This is a genomic window from Pseudomonas viridiflava (assembly GCF_001642795.1).
GTDB lineage: Bacteria > Pseudomonadota > Gammaproteobacteria > Pseudomonadales > Pseudomonadaceae > Aquipseudomonas > Aquipseudomonas viridiflava.
The window spans coordinates 1-20,067 of sequence record NZ_LKEH01000018.1; the positions used below are offsets into that span (position 1 = coordinate 1).

22 protein-coding genes are annotated in these 20,067 nt (G+C 59.0%); 9 read left to right on the forward strand and 13 right to left on the reverse strand.

Annotation, left to right across the window (positions count from 1 at the left end):
• Positions 1–228 precede the first annotated feature (228 nt).
• The 4 genes from AO065_RS03725 to AO065_RS03740 all read right to left on the reverse strand — a co-directional run bounded on the left by AO065_RS03725 (position 229) and on the right by AO065_RS03740 (position 4,589).
• Entirely contained in the window at positions 229–2,061 is a 1,833-nt protein-coding gene (locus AO065_RS03725) for an ABC transporter ATP-binding protein (RefSeq protein ID WP_004887511.1), read from the reverse strand.
• A 100-nt stretch (positions 2,062–2,161) separates the two neighbouring features.
• Positions 2,162–2,725, reverse strand: coding sequence for a peptidylprolyl isomerase A (locus AO065_RS03730; protein ID WP_004887512.1), 564 nt, complete (start codon positions 2,723–2,725; stop codon positions 2,162–2,164).
• 137 nt (positions 2,726–2,862) lie between these two features.
• The gene (locus AO065_RS03735) at positions 2,863–3,651 is read right to left on the reverse strand and encodes an alpha/beta fold hydrolase (RefSeq protein WP_004887515.1); all 789 of its coding nucleotides are present in this window, start codon (positions 3,649–3,651) and stop codon (positions 2,863–2,865) included.
• 14 nt (positions 3,652–3,665) lie between these two features.
• Positions 3,666–4,589 (reverse strand): LysR family transcriptional regulator, encoded by a 924-nt coding sequence (locus tag AO065_RS03740; protein ID WP_004887517.1) that lies wholly within the window; start codon positions 4,587–4,589, stop codon positions 3,666–3,668.
• Between the two features lie 67 nt (positions 4,590–4,656).
• Between AO065_RS03740 and AO065_RS03745 the strand changes: the two genes are divergently transcribed.
• Both AO065_RS03745 and AO065_RS03750 read left to right on the forward strand, forming a co-directional pair.
• Positions 4,657–4,971 carry a hypothetical protein gene (locus AO065_RS03745; protein WP_032652377.1) on the forward strand — a complete coding sequence of 105 codons (315 nt, stop codon included), beginning with the start codon at positions 4,657–4,659 and terminating at the stop codon, positions 4,969–4,971.
• A 140-nt stretch (positions 4,972–5,111) separates the two neighbouring features.
• Positions 5,112–5,711, forward strand: coding sequence for an FMN-dependent NADH-azoreductase (locus AO065_RS03750; RefSeq protein ID WP_004887521.1), 600 nt, complete (start codon positions 5,112–5,114; stop codon positions 5,709–5,711).
• Between the two features lie 27 nt (positions 5,712–5,738).
• Here the strand turns inward: AO065_RS03750 and AO065_RS03755 are convergent, their stop codons facing one another.
• Positions 5,739–6,473: an SDR family NAD(P)-dependent oxidoreductase gene (locus AO065_RS03755; RefSeq protein WP_004887523.1), complete on the reverse strand. Its 735-nt coding sequence runs from the start codon at positions 6,471–6,473 to the stop codon at positions 5,739–5,741.
• Between the two features lie 112 nt (positions 6,474–6,585).
• Here AO065_RS03755 and AO065_RS03760 point away from each other — a divergent pair, with 112 nt between their 5' ends.
• Positions 6,586–7,158, forward strand: a complete 573-nt coding sequence (locus AO065_RS03760; RefSeq protein WP_004887525.1) for a DUF1349 domain-containing protein — start codon at positions 6,586–6,588, stop codon at positions 7,156–7,158.
• 27 nt (positions 7,159–7,185) lie between these two features.
• Here the strand turns inward: AO065_RS03760 and AO065_RS03765 are convergent, their stop codons facing one another.
• Positions 7,186–7,500 carry a hypothetical protein gene (locus tag AO065_RS03765; protein ID WP_004887527.1) on the reverse strand — a complete coding sequence of 105 codons (315 nt, stop codon included), beginning with the start codon at positions 7,498–7,500 and terminating at the stop codon, positions 7,186–7,188.
• Positions 7,501–7,513: 13 nt separating this feature from the next.
• Positions 7,514–7,753 carry a hypothetical protein gene (locus AO065_RS03770; RefSeq protein ID WP_004887529.1) on the reverse strand — a complete coding sequence of 80 codons (240 nt, stop codon included), beginning with the start codon at positions 7,751–7,753 and terminating at the stop codon, positions 7,514–7,516.
• A 402-nt stretch (positions 7,754–8,155) separates the two neighbouring features.
• Here AO065_RS03770 and AO065_RS03775 point away from each other — a divergent pair, with 402 nt between their 5' ends.
• A complete protein-coding gene (locus AO065_RS03775; RefSeq protein WP_004887530.1) occupies positions 8,156–8,575 on the forward strand; it encodes a DUF6088 family protein in 420 nt (139 codons plus the stop codon).
• Positions 8,544–9,614, forward strand: coding sequence for a nucleotidyl transferase AbiEii/AbiGii toxin family protein (locus tag AO065_RS03780; RefSeq protein ID WP_032652386.1), 1,071 nt, complete (start codon positions 8,544–8,546; stop codon positions 9,612–9,614). The genes AO065_RS03775 and AO065_RS03780 overlap by 32 nt, the downstream gene beginning before the upstream one ends.
• Positions 9,615–9,696: 82 nt before the next feature.
• Here AO065_RS03780 and AO065_RS03785 read toward each other — a convergent pair whose 3' ends face one another.
• Entirely contained in the window at positions 9,697–10,320 is a 624-nt protein-coding gene (locus AO065_RS03785; protein WP_004887534.1) for a 3'-5' exonuclease, read from the reverse strand.
• 195 nt (positions 10,321–10,515) lie between these two features.
• A complete protein-coding gene (locus AO065_RS03790; protein ID WP_032652393.1) occupies positions 10,516–11,775 on the reverse strand; it encodes a mechanosensitive ion channel family protein in 1,260 nt (419 codons plus the stop codon).
• 163 nt (positions 11,776–11,938) lie between these two features.
• Here AO065_RS03790 and AO065_RS03795 point away from each other — a divergent pair, with 163 nt between their 5' ends.
• Positions 11,939–13,057 carry an XAC2610-related protein gene (locus AO065_RS03795; protein ID WP_004887538.1) on the forward strand — a complete coding sequence of 373 codons (1,119 nt, stop codon included), beginning with the start codon at positions 11,939–11,941 and terminating at the stop codon, positions 13,055–13,057.
• A gap of 4 nt (positions 13,058–13,061) precedes the next feature.
• Here AO065_RS03795 and AO065_RS03800 read toward each other — a convergent pair whose 3' ends face one another.
• A complete protein-coding gene (locus AO065_RS03800) occupies positions 13,062–13,955 on the reverse strand; it encodes a LysR family transcriptional regulator (RefSeq protein WP_004887539.1) in 894 nt (297 codons plus the stop codon).
• Between the two features lie 137 nt (positions 13,956–14,092).
• On the opposite strand from AO065_RS03800, the gene AO065_RS03805 reads away from it, so the two are divergent.
• Entirely contained in the window at positions 14,093–15,292 is a 1,200-nt protein-coding gene (locus AO065_RS03805) for an MFS transporter (protein ID WP_032652404.1), read from the forward strand.
• Between the two features lie 45 nt (positions 15,293–15,337).
• Positions 15,338–16,366: an alpha/beta hydrolase gene (locus AO065_RS03810; RefSeq protein ID WP_004887542.1), complete on the forward strand. Its 1,029-nt coding sequence runs from the start codon at positions 15,338–15,340 to the stop codon at positions 16,364–16,366.
• A gap of 50 nt (positions 16,367–16,416) precedes the next feature.
• Here the strand turns inward: AO065_RS03810 and AO065_RS03815 are convergent, their stop codons facing one another.
• Entirely contained in the window at positions 16,417–16,905 is a 489-nt protein-coding gene (locus AO065_RS03815; protein WP_004887545.1) for a cyclophilin-like fold protein, read from the reverse strand.
• A gap of 246 nt (positions 16,906–17,151) precedes the next feature.
• On the opposite strand from AO065_RS03815, the gene AO065_RS03820 reads away from it, so the two are divergent.
• Positions 17,152–18,030 carry a carboxylate/amino acid/amine transporter gene (locus AO065_RS03820; RefSeq protein ID WP_032652405.1) on the forward strand — a complete coding sequence of 293 codons (879 nt, stop codon included), beginning with the start codon at positions 17,152–17,154 and terminating at the stop codon, positions 18,028–18,030.
• Between the two features lie 6 nt (positions 18,031–18,036).
• On the opposite strand, the gene AO065_RS03825 is transcribed toward AO065_RS03820, so the two are convergent.
• A complete protein-coding gene (locus tag AO065_RS03825) occupies positions 18,037–19,404 on the reverse strand; it encodes an ATP-binding protein (RefSeq protein WP_004887548.1) in 1,368 nt (455 codons plus the stop codon).
• Positions 19,401–20,063, reverse strand: coding sequence for a response regulator (locus AO065_RS03830; RefSeq protein ID WP_004887550.1), 663 nt, complete (start codon positions 20,061–20,063; stop codon positions 19,401–19,403). The genes AO065_RS03825 and AO065_RS03830 overlap by 4 nt, the downstream gene beginning before the upstream one ends.
• Positions 20,064–20,067 lie beyond the last annotated feature (4 nt).

Genomic DNA, 20,067 nt, shown 5'->3' on the forward strand with positions numbered 1-20,067 from the left:
TGGCGTCCGTTCAGTCACTGACAGGTCGCTTCAGAAAAAGCATCGCCGGCAAGCCGCCTCCCACAGTCCGTTGTCGCAGCAAGACTCGGGTATAACTCGGAGCATAAGCATGGGCATGATCGGCGTGCTTGAGATCACGCTGATCGTTCCTACGCTCCGCGTGGGAATGCCTCTCAGGACGCTCCGCGNGTCCTCAGTCTGTGCATCCCGCGTCACATTCGGTGCAGATCAATCCACCCCCACAAATCCACCCGTCTGGTGCTGCCACAGGCGTGCATAGAGCCCGCCATGGGCCAGCAGTTCGGCGTGGGTGCCTGTTTCTGCGATCTGGCCTTTTTCCAGCACCACCAGCCGGTCCATGCGTGCGATGGTCGAGAGGCGATGGGCGATGGCGATGACGGTCTTGCCTTCCATCAGGGTTTCCAGGCTTTCCTGAATCGCCGCTTCGACTTCCGAATCCAGCGCCGAGGTGGCTTCGTCCATGATCAGAATCGGCGCGTCCTTGAGCAGCACGCGAGTGATCGCGATGCGCTGGCGCTGACCACCTGAAAGCTTGACCCCACGCTCGCCCACATGAGCGTCAAAACCGGTGCGGCCTTCGGAGTCCGACAGCAGCGGGATGAACTCGTCGGCACGCGCCTTGCGGATGGCTTCCCACAACTGCTCATCCGTCGCACCCGGATTGCCATACAGCAGGTTGTCGCGGATCGAGCGGTGCAGAAGCGACGTATCCTGGGTGATCATGCCGATCTGTGCACGCAGGCTTTCCTGAGTGACATCGGCCACGTCCTGTCCGTCGATCAGGATTTTGCCGCCCTGCACGTCGTACATGCGCAGCAACAGGTTCACCAGCGTTGACTTGCCCGCGCCGGAAGGCCCGATCAGGCCAATCTTCTCACCCGGTCTGATGTCCAGATTCAGGTTATGGATGATCCCGTTGCCATTGCCGTAGTGGAAATCGACGCCATCGAATTTCACGCCGCCATTGGCAATCTTCAGTGGCTGCGCGGTTGGCTTGTCGTTGATCGAGACCGGTTGCGAGATGCTTTCCAGGCCATCCTGCACGGTGCCGATGTTCTCGAAGATGCCGTTGACCACCCACATGATCCAGCCGGACATGTTGACGATACGAATCACCAGGCCGGTGGCCAGCGCGATAGCCCCCACCGAAATCATCGACTGGGTCCACAGCCACAGCGCAAGGCCTGTGGTGGTGACTATCAGAATGCCGTTCATCGTGGTGATGGTGGTGTCCATCGAGGTCACGACGCGACCGGCCAACTGACTTTTCACCGTGTGATCGCGCATGGCCTCGCGAGCGTACTGCTGCTCGAAATTGGTGTGGGCGAACAGCTTGAGGGTGGTGATGTTGGTGTAACCGTCGACGATCCGGCCCATGAGCTTGGAGCGTGCGTCCGACGAGTCCACCGAGCGCTGTTTGACCCTGGGTACGAAGTACATCAGCGCCAGAATGAACGCGAGAATCCAGCTGCCCAGCGGGATCATCAGCCGCCAGTCGGCTTCGGCGAACAGCACCATCGCGCTGATCGCGTAGATCAACACGTGCCAGAGCGCATCCACCGATTGCACCGCCGAGTCACGCAGCGAGTTGCCGGTCTGCATGATGCGCTGGGCGATACGTCCGGCGAAATCGTTCTGGAAGAAGTTAACGCTCTGCTTGAGCACGTAGCTGTGGTTCTGCCAGCGAATCAGGTTGGTCATGCCGGGGCTGATGGTCTGGTGCACCAGCAGGTCGTGCAGGCCGACGAAGATCGGGCGCAGCAGCAGGGTCACCACCACCATCCAGATCAGTTCCGGGCCGTGAAGACTGAAGAAGTCCTTCGGCTCGGTGGTCTGGGCCAGGTCGATGATGCGGCTGAGGTAACTGAACAGCGCCACTTCGATCAACGCGCCGATCAGACCCACCACCAGCAGGGCCGTGAACGTCGGCCAGACCTGACGCAGGTAGTAGATGTAAAACGCGAAAACGGTATTGGGCGGGGCAGCGGTGGGGGCGTCTTTGAAGATATCGATCAGCTTTTCAAAACGACGATAAAGCATTGGCTATCACACCCACTTGGCGTGGGTTCTCCCTTGATAAATAAAAGCGCTCCCTTCCAGACCGCGTGCAGCCCAAGGCTTCACGCGGTGCAGATTCCTGTCAGTCGACGCGCTTGGCGGACTTGATCAGGATCGGGTCGTTTGGCACGTTCTGCATGCCTTTCTGGTTGCCGGTCTGGACGTTGACGATCTGATCGACCACGTCCATGCCTTTGACGACCTTGCCGAACACCGCGTAGCCGTAGTCACGCGTGCCGTTGTCGAGCATGGCATTGTCATTGGTGTTGATGAAGAACTGACTGGTGGCCGAGTTCACATCCGAGGTCCGCGCCATGGCAATGGTGCCACGCACGTTATGCAGCCCGTTCTGGGCTTCGTTCTTGATCGGGTCCTTGGTCGGCTTCTGGACCATCTGCGCGGTGAAGCCGCCGCCCTGAACCATGAAGCCTGGAATTACCCGGTGGAAGATGGTGTTGCTGTAGAAGCCGCTGTCGACGTAGCCCAGGAAGTTCTGGGTGCTGATCGGTGCCTTGGCGTCTGCAAGTTCAATCTCGATGTCGCCGAAACTGGTGTTGAGCACAACGTGAGTCGGCTTGTCCGGCGCTGCCATCAGGTTGGCAGCGAACAGTACGGAGCAGGCGGCAAGAGCGATTTTTTTCAACATAGAGCAACAGGTCCTTCATTCAATGGAGATATCGACTGTGGCTGGCAAGGTAACCACGTTTGGCTTTTTTTGCCCAGCGTGATCGACCCGGAGTGATCGAAAGGATCGTCCGCGTGCGATGACCTGCGTGTGGTTTCTCAGACCTTGCTGGCACCGATGAATTCCAGCAGCGTGCGATTGAACTGTTCGGGCTGGTCCAGCGGAGTGGCGTGGCGCGAATCCCTGATGACCACGAGTCGGGCGTTCGCAATGCGCTTGACGTAGGCTTCCTTGAGCGACACCGGAGTGTAGTCGTGATCGGCGGCAATGATCAGGGTCGGGCAGGTGATGCGCTCCAGCTTGTGCTCCACGCCCCAGCCGACAATGGCATCGAAGCTGGCGAGATAGGCGCGTTTGTCGTTACGGCCCCAGCGTTCGGCCATCTTGCGTCGTAGCTCCGCCTGTTCCGGTTTGGGGAACAACAGCTTGCCCAGTGCCTTGCCCATCGCCTCCATGCTGACCAGACGCGACAGCGTCCAGCGCCGCGCCCATTGCCAGACATCCCCGGGGCTTCTGATCTTGACCTGCGGCGCGCTGTTGACGATACACAGGCTCTTGAGCAGATGCGGATGATCGACTGCCAGCTGGAAACCGATCATCCCACCCATCGACAGCCCGACCACATGCACCGGACCCAGCCGCAGGTGTTCGATCAACGCTTCCACGTCGTCGCTCATGCCCTGGATGCTGTAGCGTTCCTGAGGCTTGTCCGAACGACCATGGCCGCGCATGTCCATGACGATGACGCGGTACTGCGCGGCCAGTGTCGGGATCTGGTATTCCCAGTCCTGACAACTCGAGCCCAGACCGTGCAACAGCAGGACCGGGTCGCCCTGACCGTACTCTTCGTAGTGCAGTGAACAGTCGTCATGCTCGAAGAATGCCATGTGCCTACTCCGTGTCAGGCTTGCAAGGGTGCCGCAAATGCCGCGGTCAGCGGCGCCGTGTCGAACGTGCGAATCAGGTCGATCAGAATCTGTGTCGCCGGGCCCAGCGGTTTGTCTTTGCTGGAGTAAAGATAGAACGAAGGGTTGCGACTGCCACCCCGATCCAGCGGCAATACCTTGAGCACTCCATCCTTGAGCTCGCGTTCGATCAGATGGCGCGGCAGCCAGGCAAAGCCCAGACCACTGCTGACGAAGGTTGCCGCCGTGGCGAGGCTGCTGACCGTCCAGCGCTGTTCCGCGCCCAGCCAGCCGACATCGCGGGGTTGCTGACGGCCCGAGTCACGAATCACCACCTGCAGCTGGCTTTCCAGATCCTGAAACGTCAGCTCGCGGTTGGCCTGATGCAAGGCATGCTCGGGGTGGGCGACGGCGACGAACTCGACGGTGCTCATTTCTGCGCCCAGATAGCCGGGAATGCTCAGACCACTGATGGCCAGGTCTGCCACGCCTTCGAGCAGCACTTCCTCGACACCTGACAGCACTTCTTCACGCAACCGAACCCGGCAGCCTCGGCTTTGCGGGATGAACGCGGTCAGCGCGCGCACCAGCCGTGCCGAAGGGTAGGCGGCGTCGATCACCAAGCGCACCTCGGCCTCCCAGCCCTGTTCCATGTGATGGGCAAGGTCTTCCAGTTGGCTGGCCTGTTTGACCAACTGACGTGAGCGCCGCAACAGCACGCCGCCCGCTTCGGTCAGCACGGCCTTGCGGCCATCGATACGCAGCAGAGGAACGCCCAGTTGATCCTGCATGCGGGCCACGGTGTAGCTGACTGACGATTGCGAGCGATGCAGGGCTTCGGCGGCCTGGGCAAAACCGCCATGATCGACCACTGCCTGCAGGGTGCGCCATTGATCGAGGGTCACGCGGGGCGCTTTCATGCTGTAATTCCTCTTCTCTTTGTTGTCCGTTGTTCTACTCTGACAACCCCGTTCCGGAGACTGCCCAATGAAACGAGTGTGTTGTGTGTTGCTGGCCCTGCTGCCACTGACGGCCCTTGCCTATCCCATTGAAGTGGAAAAGCAGTACCAGGGTGTAAAGATCGATTACGTTACCCATGACGTCGACCAGGACATTGGTTCCATCTCGGTGAGCAACTTCGGCGATGTAGACGCCAAGTGCGCAGTCGTATTCGTCAACGGTCCCGAGGCACCCCGTACGCGACGCGTTCAGGTTGGCGCAGGCAAGCGCGTGGAGGTGACAGCCAAGTTCACGCGCAGCATTATCAAGCTGCGCATCAAGCTCGATTGCCAGCCCGCGTGAGCAGGGTGAGAGTAGAGCGCCGCCGTGCATAAAACAAATTTATAGATGGGTTGAAGCAGTTTTTTGCGCTTTTTCATCGATAAGGTCACCTTTAACCTCGGCTCCGTCGAATACCTATCTTGTTCAATGGAGCTTCAGCCATGTCCCGCCTACTTGTCATCGAAAGCAGCGCCCGCCAGCAGGATTCGGTTTCGCGTCAGTTGACGCAGCAGTTCCTCAGCCAGTGGCAGTCTGCGCACCCGAATGATCAAGTCACGGTCCGCGACCTGGCCGTCAATCCCGTGCCGCATCTGGATGCCACGCTGCTGGGCGGCTGGATGAAGCCCGCCGATCAGCGCAGCGAGACCGAACAGGCCGCGCTGGAACGCTCCAATACCCTGACCGATGAATTGATTGCCGCCGACGTGCTGGTGCTGGGCGCGCCGATGTACAACTTCGCGATCCCCAGCACGCTCAAGGCCTGGTTCGATCATGTGCTGCGCGCCGGTGTGACCTTCAAATACACCGAAACCGGCCCGCAGGGTCTGCTGACCGGCAAGCGCGCTTTCGTCCTCACTGCTCGCGGCGGCATCTACACCGGCAGCAGCCTGGACCATCAGGAACCCTACGTACGCCAGGTGCTGGCGTTCGTGGGTATTCATGACGTCACCTTCATTCATGCCGAGGGTCTGAACATGGGTGGTGACTTTGTGGAGAAAGGGATGAACCAGGCGCTCGCGAAACTGGCTCAGGTGGCGTGATCAGTCATCAGGCTTAGAAAGGCGGGATCAGACGTGCTGCCCGCCATTGACGTGAATCTCCGCGCCGTTCACGTAGGACGCACCACTGGTGCAGAGGAAGTAGATCAGGGACGCGACTTCCTCGGGTTTGCCCAGTCGGTGCATGGGCACCAGACGTTCGACGATTTCGGCCGTACCCGGTGACAGGATCGACGTGTCGATCTCGCCCGGTGCTATCGCGTTGACTCGCACCCCATGCGGCCCGAAGTCATACGCCATCTCTCTCGTCAGGGCCGAGAGCGCGGCTTTGGAGGTCGAATACGCCACGCCCGCAAAGGGATGCACTTTGGAACCCGCGATCGAGGTGACGTTGATAATGCTGCCCTTGGCGGCCTTGAGTTCGTCGAACAGGCCGCGTGCCAGCAGCGCCGTGGAGAACAGGTTGACGTTGAAGACCTTGATCCAGGTGCTGTAATCGGACTCCAGCACACCCATGCGCGCGCCTTCAGGACCTTTTGGCGAAACCCCCGCATTGTTGACCAGCGCATCCAGGCGACCACCCAGCTTTTCCTTGATAGCCGCCATGTTCGCAACGACGCTGTCGATGTCTTCCAGGTCAAGGTGGATATGATTGAGCAGGCCTTCCGCCCACGGGCATTCAGCGACCCAGTTTTGTCGGGAGGCCGTAAACACTTGCCATCCCGCTGCGTTGAAATGCTTGACCGTGGCATGGCCGATACCGCGGCTGGCGCCAGTCAGCAGGAGTGTTTTCTTCTCGCTCATGAACGCGTTCCGCTTCTTGAAGGGTGATGCATCGTCTTTTTAGGCATGCCCGTCTGTCAAGGCTGCTGTTGAACTGTCACATTCCTTATCTCACTTCAGAAAGGAGCCAGTCATGTTCGAGAAGGGGCATTGGTACAACGAGCCGGCACAGTGGCAGGTACGCGATGAAAGACTGAGCGTAACCACTGATCCTGCCACCGACTTCTGGCGGGAAACCCACTACGGCTTTTGTCGCGACAGCGGCCATTTCCTTGGCGTACCCGTCATCGGCGCGTTCACCGCTCAAGTCCACGTGCAGGGCAACTTCAAGACGCTATACGACCAGGCCGGGCTGATGGTCCGAATCGACGAGCGCAACTGGATGAAAACCGGCGTCGAAGTCAGCGACGGCGCGCTCATGCTGGGCAGCGTACTGACCCGTGGCCAGTCGGACTGGGCCACCGGTTCATTCGAAGAATCAGCATCCGGCCTGTGGCTGCGTGTGACGGTGGCCGAAGGCGTGATGCGGATTCAGCACTCCGTGGATGGCGTGCGCTGGCCATTGCTGCGACTGGCACCGTTTCCCGTGGGCGAGTGTCTGGTAGGGCCAATGTGCTGCAGCCCGGAACGAGGCGGGCTGGAAGTGGTGTTTTCCGGGTTTGAAGTGGGGCCTGCGCTGGGGAAGGGGTTGCATGATTTGACGTGAGAGAGCGGTAACTCAACGGCCTGAAGCTCAGGATTTGATCGACCGATACCACTCTGCATAAGGTGTGTTATCCACCTTATGCCTGTTGTAATCCGGTGCGCCATCTTCCCACCAGACCGGTCCGCGTTCCCCCAGCGCCACCTTGGCCGTATCAACATTTGCTCTGGCCTGCTTGAGCTGGGCAGAGTCCTGAGTGACCTTCGCTGATTTCACTGTCCGACGCGCATCCATCAGTTCGTTCACCAAGCGCTGACGTTCCTCTTCGGTAAGTGAGGGATTCGAGCAGCGCCACAGTTGTCCTTTGACGACAAAGTAGCGTCCGTCCGGTGTGGTCGGGTTCATGCGCCAGGTCCGTTCATTGAGCAGGTTGTCGGCTGACACGGATTTGCTTCAGCCCCAGCAGCTCGGCCTTTGCCAGAACCTCATCCGGCGTCGCGTCGGCGTTGGGCATCATCAGGCTGTTTTCGGCGTCGCCGAAGTGCAGCTCAAGAAGGTGGAGCGCCGCTTCGTGGGCCTGGAGTTCAGGCTGGTCGAGTTCCAGCGAGTGGGTGCGGGGTTCGTCTTTGAACTGGTAGTCGATAAGGTAAGCAGGCATGACAGAGGCCTCAGGATTAGAGCGGGTGGCTGATAATCCTGACTTGCAGGTGGGGTTGTAGTTCAGTGCGTTGCTACCCTGCCACTCGTATGACCAACTGCCTGCGACCGCCTGTTCTCCGCCCCCGCCCAGCTTCATAGGGATATTCGGGCGTGGGGGGTAGAGCACAGGCTCGAATGCAGGGTAGGGCCTTGCGGTGCTGACCTGCGGTGTGATCCAGGTACCGGCATGGTCGAGGCGGGGAACCGACGAAAAGCGTCTACGCCTTTCCTTGGTTTGCAGTGAAGTCTCGCGCGTGGATGCGCAGGTTTTGTCGTGTAGACGACTTGCTGGTACTGGTCAATTCTTCGATTGCTGACTATAGTGACCTCAAGGTAAACAGGTTGTCTTGGGAGGTGATCTATGAAGCTCGAAGACCGCATGAGCCGCTCAATCAAGCAGCGTGCAAGCTTAGTCGTGTTGCGCTCAGAGTTTTCCAATATGGGCAGCGATTCGCAGGTTGGCCGTGTGCTGGCCCGGTTTGTGGCGAACGGTTTGCTGGTGCGCGTTAGTAAGGGCGCATTCGCGAAAGCCCGTATCAACCAGTATACGGGGAAGCCAACGCCCGCCGGCACGTTGGAAATGATTGCTGCTGAGCTGTTCAAGAAACTTAACATTTCGATTACACCCAGCACCCTTGTTGCCGAATACAATAGCGGCAAGTCGACCCAGATTCCGATGGGGACAGTGGTCAATACCGGCAGGCGACGTATCTCTCGTAAAGTGACTGTAGGGAACAACACTTTAGTCTATGAAAACTCTCTCAGAACAGCAGCGGGTTAGCATTGTAGATGCGTCTACGGCAGGCATTCTGAAAAGCATGCCAGCCGCTGTCGCAGAGAAAGATCAGCACATCACTGATGCTCTTCATGCGCTTTCGCAGATCCAGATCACCCACAGCGCCAATCAGGTGAACCGGAAAAAGGGTGATTCCAAGCCACAAACAGTCGATGTCGCAACGCGAATGGTGTTTGCGGGCGGTACCTGTCTGTCGAAGGCCTACGGTCTTATCGAAAGGATGTCCGAGGACATTGACATAAAGGTAGTGCTGGAATCACCGCCAGAAGGCTATGCGTTCCCGAATACACTAGGTGAACGTGGCCGTTTGAAGACTCTGCACAAGGCGGTGGAGAATGCTCTGACGGGGCTTGGGTTCCAGTATGTTGTTCGTGAAGATAAGGATAATCCAATCCGCAAGGACGGTAGTCGCTACTACTGTCTGTTGGTGTCTTACAAAGCACATTTTCAAGATACGGCGGGAACCCTGCGCCCGCAGCTAAAGATTGAGCTCATTTGCCGCCCACCTATGATCCCTTCGGAGGTACAAAATTTGGGATACATGCTGGAGCAGCTTGTGGGGAGTGCAAAACCTTTTCTGTTCTCCATGAGCTGCATCACCGTGGCAGAGACCCTCGCGGAAAAAGTACTCTCGTTGCTGCGTCGCTGCGCTTGGAACTGGGGTGGTCGCCAGAGAGGAGATTTCGATACGGCGCTGGTTCGTCATGTTTACGATGTTTGGCGTATCGCAACAAACCATCCCGAAACATTAGAGCGTGCGGCACGAGTATTTTACTCATCAGTGAACAAGGATGTGCTTGAGTTCGGTGGACAGCACCCTGAGTTTGCTGAGGATCCGTTCGCAGTTCTGCGACGCACCCTTGAGGTCGCCGAGACTCATGAGGGATTGAAGGCTAATTTTGAACAACGGCTCAAGCCCTTGCTGTACGCGTCTGAACGGCCTGAATACGGAACCTGCTTCTCAACATTTGCCGATGTTGCGCGGTATTTGCTGGATCACGGCGCGGCAGACGGCGGTGCGTAACGACGTAGCACCATTGTGAGAGACCTACAGGGGCGGGCTGGATAGGTAGGTCGGCGTTGGGCAGTGATGGTTCAGGAGGCGCCTAACGCCCCAGCATATGGATTGCCACGTTTGAAAGGTTGCGGGCGTCATCGATGCCACGGTGGTAGGTACCTTCCCATTCGAGCCCGAGCATCTCTACCGCAGGCTGCAGGCCAAGTGCTTTGCAGTTGAAGACCTTCCAATGCCATTTCTTTAGGTTGGTGTGCAGCATTCCGTCCAGCATCGGCGCGCAGTTCAGGCGTAGGGCATCCTTCTGAAGCTGCTTGTAGTCGTAATCGCCCCACGAACACCAAGCTGAGTTCGGATAGGCTTCTAGAAATGCATCCAGCATCCCGGCAACGTTGACATAGCCAAGGGCACCATCCACGTCACTCTGCTTAATCGTTGTCAGCCTGCGGCAAAAGTCGGTCAATACCGGATGCAAGCTGGGACGGATAAAGCTCTGAAATTGATCAACCAACTGTAGCGATGACAGGTCAACCACCGCCAGGCCGATCTCAATGGTTTCCATATCCTCCCGTGGCACGATCAGATGACGGGGAGGCTCTCCCGGCTTGGCGTCTTCATCACAAGTAGCCTCAAGATCGATGCACAGTAGGTACTGGTAAGGGTGCAGCAGCTCCCTTAGGGCCCCTAAATGCTGGGGCTTACGAACAGGTTCCATGGTCAGCTCTGATCTTTCGATGGGTGAATAATACAAGCCTGGCGTTGAGACTTACAGGCAGCCCGGATGCTTGGTTGCTTGGACGCTTACGCTCAAAATGGTAAACGAAGTATTTTACGCAGGCTCTGTCGTGCGGCCTGACTCGTTCAGTACGTTGCCATCCTGCCACTCGTTTGCCCAACTACCTGCGACCGCCTATTCTCCGCCGCCACCCAACGCCACCCGCATGTCCGCCCCACTAGGCTGCTGATACAAACTCAACCCGAAATCTGGCATCACCGCGATCAAGTAATCAAAGATATCCCCCTGAATCCGCTCGTAATCCACCCACACCGTTGTGCGTGTGAAGCAGTAGATCTCCAGCGGAATACCCTGTGATGTGGCTTCCAGTTGCCGGACCATGCAGGTCATGCCGGGGTTAATCTCGGCGTGGCTTTTCAGATAGGCGAGGGCGTAGGCGCGGAAGGTGCCGATGTTGGTCATGCGGCGGCGGTTGGATGAGAGTTCGGCGACGTTGCCTTGGGCCTGGTTCCAGGCGCGCAGCTCGGCCTGTTTGCGGCCGATGTAGTCGGTCAGCAGGTGGACCTGCATCAGGCGTTGTTCTTCATCGTCGCGCACGAAGCGCACGGCGCTGGCGTCGATGAACAGGCTGCGTTTGATGCGTCGGCCTCCGGACTGCTGCATGCCGCGCCAGTTGCGGAAGGACTCGGACATCAGACGCCAGGTCGGGATGGAGACGATGGTCTTGTCGAAGTTCTGCACCTTGACCGTGTGCAGGGTGATGTCGACCACGTCGCCATCGGCACCGACCTGCGGCATCTCGATCCAGTCGCCGACGCGCAGCATGTCGTTGCTGGTCAGTTGCACGCTGGCCACGAAGGACAACAGGGTGTCCTTATAGACCAACAGAATGACCGCCGACATGGCGCCCAGACCGGACAGCAGCAACAGTGGCGAGCGGTCGATCAGGGTGGCGACGATGATGATGGCGGCGAAGATGTAGAGGATCATTTTCGCCAGTTGCACGTAGCCCTTGATGGAGCGCGTGCGGGCGTGCTCGGTGCGGGCGTAGATGTCCAGCAGGGCGTTGAGCAGTGTGCCGATGGTCAGGGTCATGAACAGGACGGTGAAGGCCAGGGCGATATTGGCGATCACGCCTTTGCCGGTTGCGCTCAGGCCGGGGACAAGGCTCAGGCCGAACTGGATGACCACCGACGGCACGATCTGCGCCAGTCGATGGAAAACCTTGTTGTGGCGGAAGTCGTTGAGCCAGTGCAGAGCAGGCTGTCGGCCCAGCATCTTCATCGCGTAGAGAATCAGAAATCGCGCCACTCGGCCGAGTACCAGCGCGGTGGTCAGCAGCAGGAACAGCGCCAGACCGGTGCGCACCCAGGGATGCTGATCGAGCATGCCCCAGAGTTCCTGGGTTCTGAGCCAGAGCGATTCAATGTCCATACACTTTCAGATCCCGTGAACGAAGAGGGGCCGCGATTAAAGCATTAACGGAGGTCGGGCGGGCAGGGGGCGGCAAATGAAGAAACATCACCCCCGCGATATGACGCTAACCATCAAAAAAATCTCAAGTAGACTCGCGGCATTATCAAACAGGATGCACCTCATGCTGATATCGAAACCTCAACACGCCGGTTCATCGCGTGCGCTGTGGGCGTTGGCGATGTTGTCCGGGCTGATGCTGGCGACGCTGGCCAGCGCTGCCGAGACGCAGAAGACTTATGGCGAGATGGACGCGGCGGCGTTCGACAAGGCTGCCCGCAAGACCTACGCCTTGCAGGACTTTTCCGACCAGTACCGCGCCACGGTGGAGGTTGCGGCCACCGACGAGACCTTTCGGCCCGGTGTGATCAACGTCTACGGTAAGGACAGCGACAAGCCGCTGATCCGCGTGCAGTCCGACGAGCTGGTGCTCGACACCGATGCGAAGACCGACAAGGTGAAAGCCAACGTGCAAGAGCTGCCGTATGGCGAGCAGAGTGTGTTGATCTACAAGGATTTCAACTTCGACGGCATCAAGGATCTTGCGTTGATGGACGGCCAGAACAGCTGCTATCACGGGCCGTCGTTTCAGGTGTTCCTCGGCACGGCGAATGGTTTCAAGCACAGTGACTCGTTCACCCAACTGGCGCAGGAGAACTGCGGCATGTTCGGGATCGATGAGAAGAAACGCGAAATCAGCACCATGACCAAGAGCGGCTGCTGCTGGCACCAGATGGCGACGTACAGCGTACGCAATGGCGAGCCCGTCCTGGAAACAGAGACCGTCATCGATCACAGCGGAAATAGAGGGTTTCTCCCCGAAGAAACGGTGGGTGTTAACAAGAACGGCAAGATGACCTACACGACCCGTATCGTGTGGGAAGATGATGATCAGCGCGAGGTACTGCTCGCGTTCAAGCTCGCGCCTTCGGGCAAGCGCATTGTGTTGTTTCGCCCTTCAGCGTCGGAACCTGTTGCTTACGCTGCCATCGATGCGAAGGACGAGGTCGGACTGGTTTATCCGCAGGCTGAAGGCGAGCGCTTCGATTACGATGCCGCCGGTCATACATTGAGCTTCGTACGCGGCGACACAACCTATCGGATTCTGGCTGATGCGAAGGGGGCACCCCTGAGCATGCAGGTAGTGATTCGCGGCAAGGCCACCGAACTGAAACTTCTGCCTGAACCTGCGCAGGGCTCGCTCGACAAGGTGGCGCAAGCCTTGAAGGACGCTGGCGAGTAACCCTTCAGCCCCGATACCTGATCGCCTCCACAAACGCCGTGAATGCGGGGGATGCCTGGCGGCGATTGGGGTAGTACAGGTGAAAACCTTCGAAGTACGGACTCCAGTCGGCCAGCACTTCCTTGAGGCGTCCGCTGGCCAGATGCGGTTTGGCGAGAAAGTCTGGCACATAGGCCAGACCGACGCCGTCCAGCACGGCGTTCATGACGTGGATCATGCTGTTGGAGGTGAACTGGCCGTTGACCCGCGTGTTCAGCTTGCGACCGTCCTTTTCGAATTCCCACGCATAACAGTTGCCATTCGGTGAGTGGCGGATGTTGATGCACGTGTGTTGCGTCAGGTCCTGAGGGAGCAGCGGCGCGGCGTGTTTTTCGAAATATTCGGGTGTACCGACAACGGACAGACGCCAGTCCGGGCCGAGGCGCACGGCGATCATGTCCTTGCTGATCGATTCGCCCAGACGTATCCCCGCATCGAAGCGCTCGCTGACGATGTTGGTGAAGCCGTAATCGATGCAGACCTCGACCTGGATGTCCGGGTATTGCTCCAGAAAATCCGCCAGCATTGGCCGAATGATGTTTTCGGCAGCGTCGTCGGAGCAGGTCACCCGGATCGTGCCGGCCGGCTTGTCGCGCATCTCACCCAGCACTGCCACTTCCGTTGCGATCTGGTCCAGCAGCGGCCCGATGGTGTTCATCAGTTTTTCGCCCGCTTCGGTCGGCGCTACGTTGCGCGTGGTACGCGCCAGCAAGCGGACGCCCATCCTCTCTTCAAGCCCACGAATGGTGTGACTCAAGGCTGACGCCGTGACGCCAAGCTTTATGGCGGCCTTGGTAAAACTCTGATCCCGCGCGACGGCGAGGAAGGCTTGCAGGTCATTCAGTCTGGGTGTGCTCATTGCTGAGTTTCTCTCACAATCGCATGGAAATTGCGGCGTCTAATCATCCTAATCCCTTTGCCCTAACCTGTGCTTCACATTTTTACAGTCGTCAGGCTCAGCGTCGTGACGGCATCGTTCAGGCAGGTCAGGGGTACATGAAAACATTTGAATCAACGATAGAGCACATAGCGACTGCGGCCCATCCGCCCGCGTGGGGCGCGGTTTTTTCGATGGCGCTGTGCGTGGTCGTGCTGATTGCCTCGGAGTTCATGCCGGTCAGCCTGCTGACGCCCATCGCGCAGGACTTGGGCATCAGCCAAGGGCAGGCGGGCCAGGCCATTTCCATATCCGGTTTCTTCGCGGTGCTGACCAGCCTGCTCAATACGCCGCTGACCGGGCGTTTCGATCGCAAAAAGGTGCTGCTGGGTTTCAGTTTCCTGCTGCTGTTATCGGGCATGACGGTGACGTTTGCGCCCAACGGCGTGGTGTTCATGACCGGGCGTGCCCTGTTGGGTGTTGCCATCGGCGGCTTCTGGTCGATGTCGACCGCCACGGTCATGCGCCTGGTGCCGAAGGATTCGGTGGCCAAGGGGCTGGCGCTGATCAATGGTGGTAATGCGCTGGCCGCAACCGTCGCCGCGCCGCTGGGCAGTTTTCTTGGGCAGTACATCGGCTGGCGTGGCGCGTTCTTTCTGGTGATCCCGCTCGCAGTGCTGGCCTTCGCGTGGCAATGGTTGAGCCTCCCGGCGATGAGCAGCCCGCAGAACACCCGGGCGACCAATCCGTTCAAGCTGCTGCGCAATTCGCAGGTGGCCATCGGCATGCTCGCGATCATGTTGCTGTTCATGGGCCAGTTCGCGGTCTTTACCTACCTGCGGCCGTTTCTGGAAAACATCACCGGCGTGAGCGTGACCACGTTGTCGCTGATGTTGCTGCTGCTGGGCCTCTGCGGTCTGGCCGGGACCTGGATGATCGGAGGACTGCTGCAAAAACGCATTTATGCCTACCTGATCGCAATCCCGCTGGCGATGGCCGTGCTGGCTGCTGTGTTGATTGCGCTGGGGCATTTGCTTGTAGCCGTTGCCGTCGTGCTCGGTGTCTGGGGATTGGTGGCCACGCCTGCGCCGGTGGCCTGGGGCCTGTGGCTCAGCCGCACGCTGCCCGACGACGCCGAAGCCGGCGGCGGGCTAATGGTCGCGACCATTCAGATGGCGATCACTGTGGGTGCCGGCTTGGGCGGTGAGTTGTTCGACCACTTGGGCTGGTGGAGCCCCTTTGTGTTTGGCGCCGTGGTGTTGCTCGGTTCGGCAGTCTTTGCCCATGCCGCGATGCGCCACGCTCGATTCAGTGAATGAAGCAATAAAAAACCTTTGTTGATCACTCGATTCAGGAAGACCGCGATGAAGAGATTTCTATTAATGCTTGGGCTTTTAGTGGGCTCATATTCGGCAGTGGGAGCAGACATGTCCAACGGTGCAGACAACTTCTACAAGAGCGACAAGCTCATTCAGCAGAAGGTCACGTTCAACAACCAGTACAAAATGAGAGTGGCCGGGAACCTGTTCATTCCCAAAGGCTGGGACCCCGACAACAAGGCCCCGGCGATTATCGTCGGCCACCCGATGGGCGCGGTGAAAGAGCAGAGTTCCAATCTGTATGCACAGAAGCTGGCCGAGCAGGGTTTTGTGACGCTGTCTCTGGACCTGTCCTTCTGGGGCGAAAGTGAAGGCCGGCCACGCAACGCCGTATCACCGGACATCTATGCCGAAGACTTCAGCGCGGCAGTGGACTTCCTCGGCACCCAAACCTTCGTCGACAAGAATCGCATCGGCGTTCTGGGCATCTGCGGCAGCGGCAGTTTCGTGATCAGCGCGGCCAAGATAGACCCGCGCATGAAAGCCATCGCCACTGTCAGCATGTATGACATGGGCGCTGCCAACCGTAACGGGCTCAAGCACTCGCAGACGCTGGAGCAGAGAAAGAAAATCATTGCCGAAGCGGCGGCTCAGCGCGACGTGGAATTTGCCGGCGGTGAGACCAGGTACACCAGCGGTACGGTGCACGAGATCACTGAAAAATCGCACCCGATCGAACGCGAGTTCTACGATTTCTATCGCACGCCGCGTGGCCAGTACACCCCCGAAGGCCAGTCGCCCAAGCTGACCACACACCCGACGCTGACCAGCAACGTCAAGTTCATGAACTTCTACCCGTTCAATGACATTGCCTCGATCTCGCCGCGTCCGATGCTGTTCATCGCAGGCTCCGAAGCGCACTCGCTCGAATTCAGCGAAGAAGCGTACAAGCTGGCCGGTGAACCCAAGCAACTGTTGATTGTGCCGGGTGCCGGTCACGTCGATCTGTACGATCGGGTCAAGCTGATCCCGTTCGACAAACTGACCGAGTTTTTCAAGAAGAATCTGAAGTAACAGGCTCGATGCACAGAAAAAGCCCTGCCGAGAAGCAGGGCTTTTTGCGTTCAGTCCTTGATCAGTTCGAACCTGACGTTCAACGGCCCCGGCTGGCGGATCAGGTCCAGATCCGATTCGAGCGTGCCAAGCTTGATCAGCCCTGGCGAATACTTGAAGCCTTTGTGGAAGATCGCGATGTTGCCCCAGGGCGCGTAATAGGCGAAGTCCTTTGCGGCAGGCGTGTAGCCAGACGGTGCGCCATCGGTGGTCAGCTTGCGTGACAGCGTGCTGATCTTCTCGGTCGAGGCGTAGTCCTCAAGCGCCAGATCGAGGGGTAGGAGGGCAACGAAGTCTCTTGTCGTTTGATTGTCTTCAAGCTTGAACGTCAGTGTCTTGCCATTGGCGAGCATTGCAATGCGCATGGGCTGTTCTCGGGTCGCGTTCTGGTTCGTTTCAGCAAGGGCCGAATGCGGCATCAGCGCAGGCAGCGCACTGATACACAACAGGGCAGTCAGCAGTTTTTCATAGCAGCGAGTACGCAGTATTTTTCGGGGCATGGGGTGCAGGCCTGTAACGACTGAAGCGTGAATAACGGGTGGCGCCAAGCATAGGTCACTCGTCGTCGTTCATTACCCGTCTGGCCTTGCATGTGGATATGAGCGTTGCTCAGTAATCGGCCCACGCCCGGCCCTGATCGTTATATAAAAGTCTTACTGCAACTAACGGACTGTGCTGCCGTTCTCCGCTGTGGACAGCCCCGTCCGCAACCGGCTATGGTCGCGCCCTTCAAAAAAGGGGCGAGCATGGGCTATCTACTTTTCGTGACGCTGATCCAGGCGTTTTCCTTCAGCCTGATCGGTGTCTATCTGGCAGGCCATGTCGACAGTTATTTCGCGGTGCTGATCCGCGTCGTGCTGGCGGGGCTGGTATTCATTCCGCTGACCCGCTGGCGTCAGGTCGAACCGGCGTTCATGCGCGGCATGCTGCTCATCGGTGCGCTGCAGTTCGGCATCACGTACGTCTGCCTGTACCTGAGCTTCAAGGTGCTGACGGTGCCGGAAGTGTTGCTGTTCACCATCCTCACGCCGCTGCACGTGACGCTGATCGAAGACGCCTTGAATCGACGATTCAACCCATGGGCCTTGCTGGCCGCGCTGGTTGCTGTGCTGGGTGCTGGCGTCATCCGTTACGACGGCCTGGACGGCAACTTCCTCGGCGGTTTCCTGCTGCTGCAACTGGCCAACTTCACCTACGCCGCCGGACAGGTGCTGTACCGGCGTTTAGTAGCGCGCTACCCCAGCGACCTGCCGCACTATCGCCGCTTCGGCTACTTCTACCTCGGCGCGCTGGCCGTTGTATTGCCTGCGTTCCTGGCGTTCGGCAACCCACAACGTTTGCCCGAAGACCCGACCCAATGGAGCGTGCTGCTGTTCTTGGGCCTGTGTTCGACTGCGCTGGGCATGTACTGGTGGAACAAGGGCGCCTGCATGGTTTCCGGTGCGACGCTGGCGGTGTTCAACGTCTTGCACGTGCCGGTCGGTCTGCTGATCAACCTGCTGATCTGGAACCAGCACGAGCCGTTGAGTCGGTTGTTGATTGGTGGCGTGCTGATTCTTGTGTCGCTGTGGATCAGTCGGTTGGGGTCGCGGCGCGAGTCACTGGCCGTTTCCAGCGGTAAATGAGGCGTCTCAACCCAGCGGCGCTCTCAGACTGGCTCTGAGCCCGCCACCCGTCCGGTTCTGCAGGTTGACGCCGCCATCCAGCAACAGCGCAACCTTCTGCACGATGGCCAGCCCAAGCCCCACGCCCTGATCGCTGCTACGGCTGTAGAAGGGTTCGAACAAGCGCTCACGTTCCTGCTCATCAATGCCGGGACCCTGATCGTCGACCGTCAATTCAAAGTGATGGGCTGTAAACGACAAGCCCACCGTAATCTGCCCGCCTGCGGGCGAGAAGTTGACGGCATTGGTGATGAGGTTGTGCAGAGCGATGTCTAGGGCGGAGAAATCCACGTTCACCTCGCGCGCGGCTTCGCTGCAGTCGAAAGACAATTCCAGACCCTTGTTCAGCACCCACGGGGTCAACTGAACCAGGCTGTCGCGCACCGCACTCACCAGTTCAACGGGAGATCTGCCTGCCCTTGAAGACTCAGGCTCCAGCCGCGCGATGGTCAGCAACTGATTGACCAGCCGCGTGGTGCGATCAACGCCGATGATCAGATAGCCCAGCGATTCTTTGCGCTGTTCTTCGTTGTGCGCTTCCAGCACATTCTGCGCATGCACCCTGAGCACCGCGAGCGGCGTACGCATCTCGTGAGCAGCGTCGGCGATGAAGCGGCGCTCGCGTTTGAGCAGCTCCTGAATTTGCCCCAGCATCCGGTTCAACGCCGCTTGCATGGGCTCCAGTTCACTCGGCAACGGTGCCAGATCAAGGGGTTGCAGCGACCCGGCATGGCGACCTCTGAGCGTACGGGCAAAGTTGGCCAATGGCCGAAGGCCCCAGCCGATGGCAAGCCAGATGGCAAGCACCAGCAGCAGGCTGCCGATCAGATTGGGCAGCACGGTGTGGCGGACGATCCGGTTGACCAGGTCCGAGCGCACGTCGTCACGCTCGCCCACCCAGATGCGCAGACCGTTGTGTGTGTCATTGAGCACGAAGGCTCGCCAGTGGTGCTGGTTCAGGTCGGGAAAGTCGCTGAAACCGGCCCTGTCCGGTGGATGGGTAAAGGTCGGAGCGCTGGCGGTGCGCACCAGTGAGCGGCCGTCTTTGTCCCAGACCTGAAAGGCGATCTTGCTTTCGTAAGGATGGCCATCGACGCGCGGCTCGGCCTGGGCCAGCGCCAGATTGAAGGCTTCGTAGAGCTGGGCGTGCTCCTTGCGCTCAAGCGGCATGCGCATGATGCCTTCCAGCAAGCGTGCGTTTTGCGCCAGTTGCGCGTCGTAGATCTCGGCGATTTCGTGATTGCTGTCATGCACGTTGAACAGCGTCAGGACCAGCAGACCGGCCAGCAGCAGGCCGATGATGAGCGTCAGGGTACGGCGGCGGATCGACTTCAAGAACGTTCCTCCACCAGATAACCGACGCCACGGATTGTGCGGATCAGGTCGCTGGAGAATTTCTTGCGCAGGTGATGGATATGCACTTCAAGGGTGTTGCTCTCGGCCCCTTCGTTCCAGCCGTAAAGCAGCTGCATCAACCGCTCGCGGGTCATGACCCGGCCCGGTGGCGACAGCAGTTCGTACAGCAACTGGTATTCCTTGGGCGTGAGGGCCACCGGTTCGTGGTGATAGCTGACCTGCTGGGTGCCGGGGTCCAGGCTGATGCCAGCATGCTCGATCAGTACCTTGGCGCGTCCGGCACTGCGACGCAGCAGGGCACGCAGGCGGGCCTTGAGTTCCGAGACGTCGAAAGGCTTGACCAGGTAATCGTCAGCGCCGGTGTCCAGCCCTGTGATGCGGTCTTCGGTGGAATCGCGTGCGGTCAGGATCATCACTGGCACAGCAGAGCCGCTGTGACGCAGCCGCCGCAACACCTCGAAACCGTCCAGCCTCGGCAAGCCGAGGTCGAGAATCGCCAGATCAAACGTTTCACTGAGCAGTGCATGCAGCGCGCTGCTGCCGTCACGAATCCAGTCGACGGTATAACCTTCACGGCTCAATGCCTGATGGATACCTTCGCCCAGGGCGGCGTCGTCTTCGATAAGCAGCAGGCGCATGGTC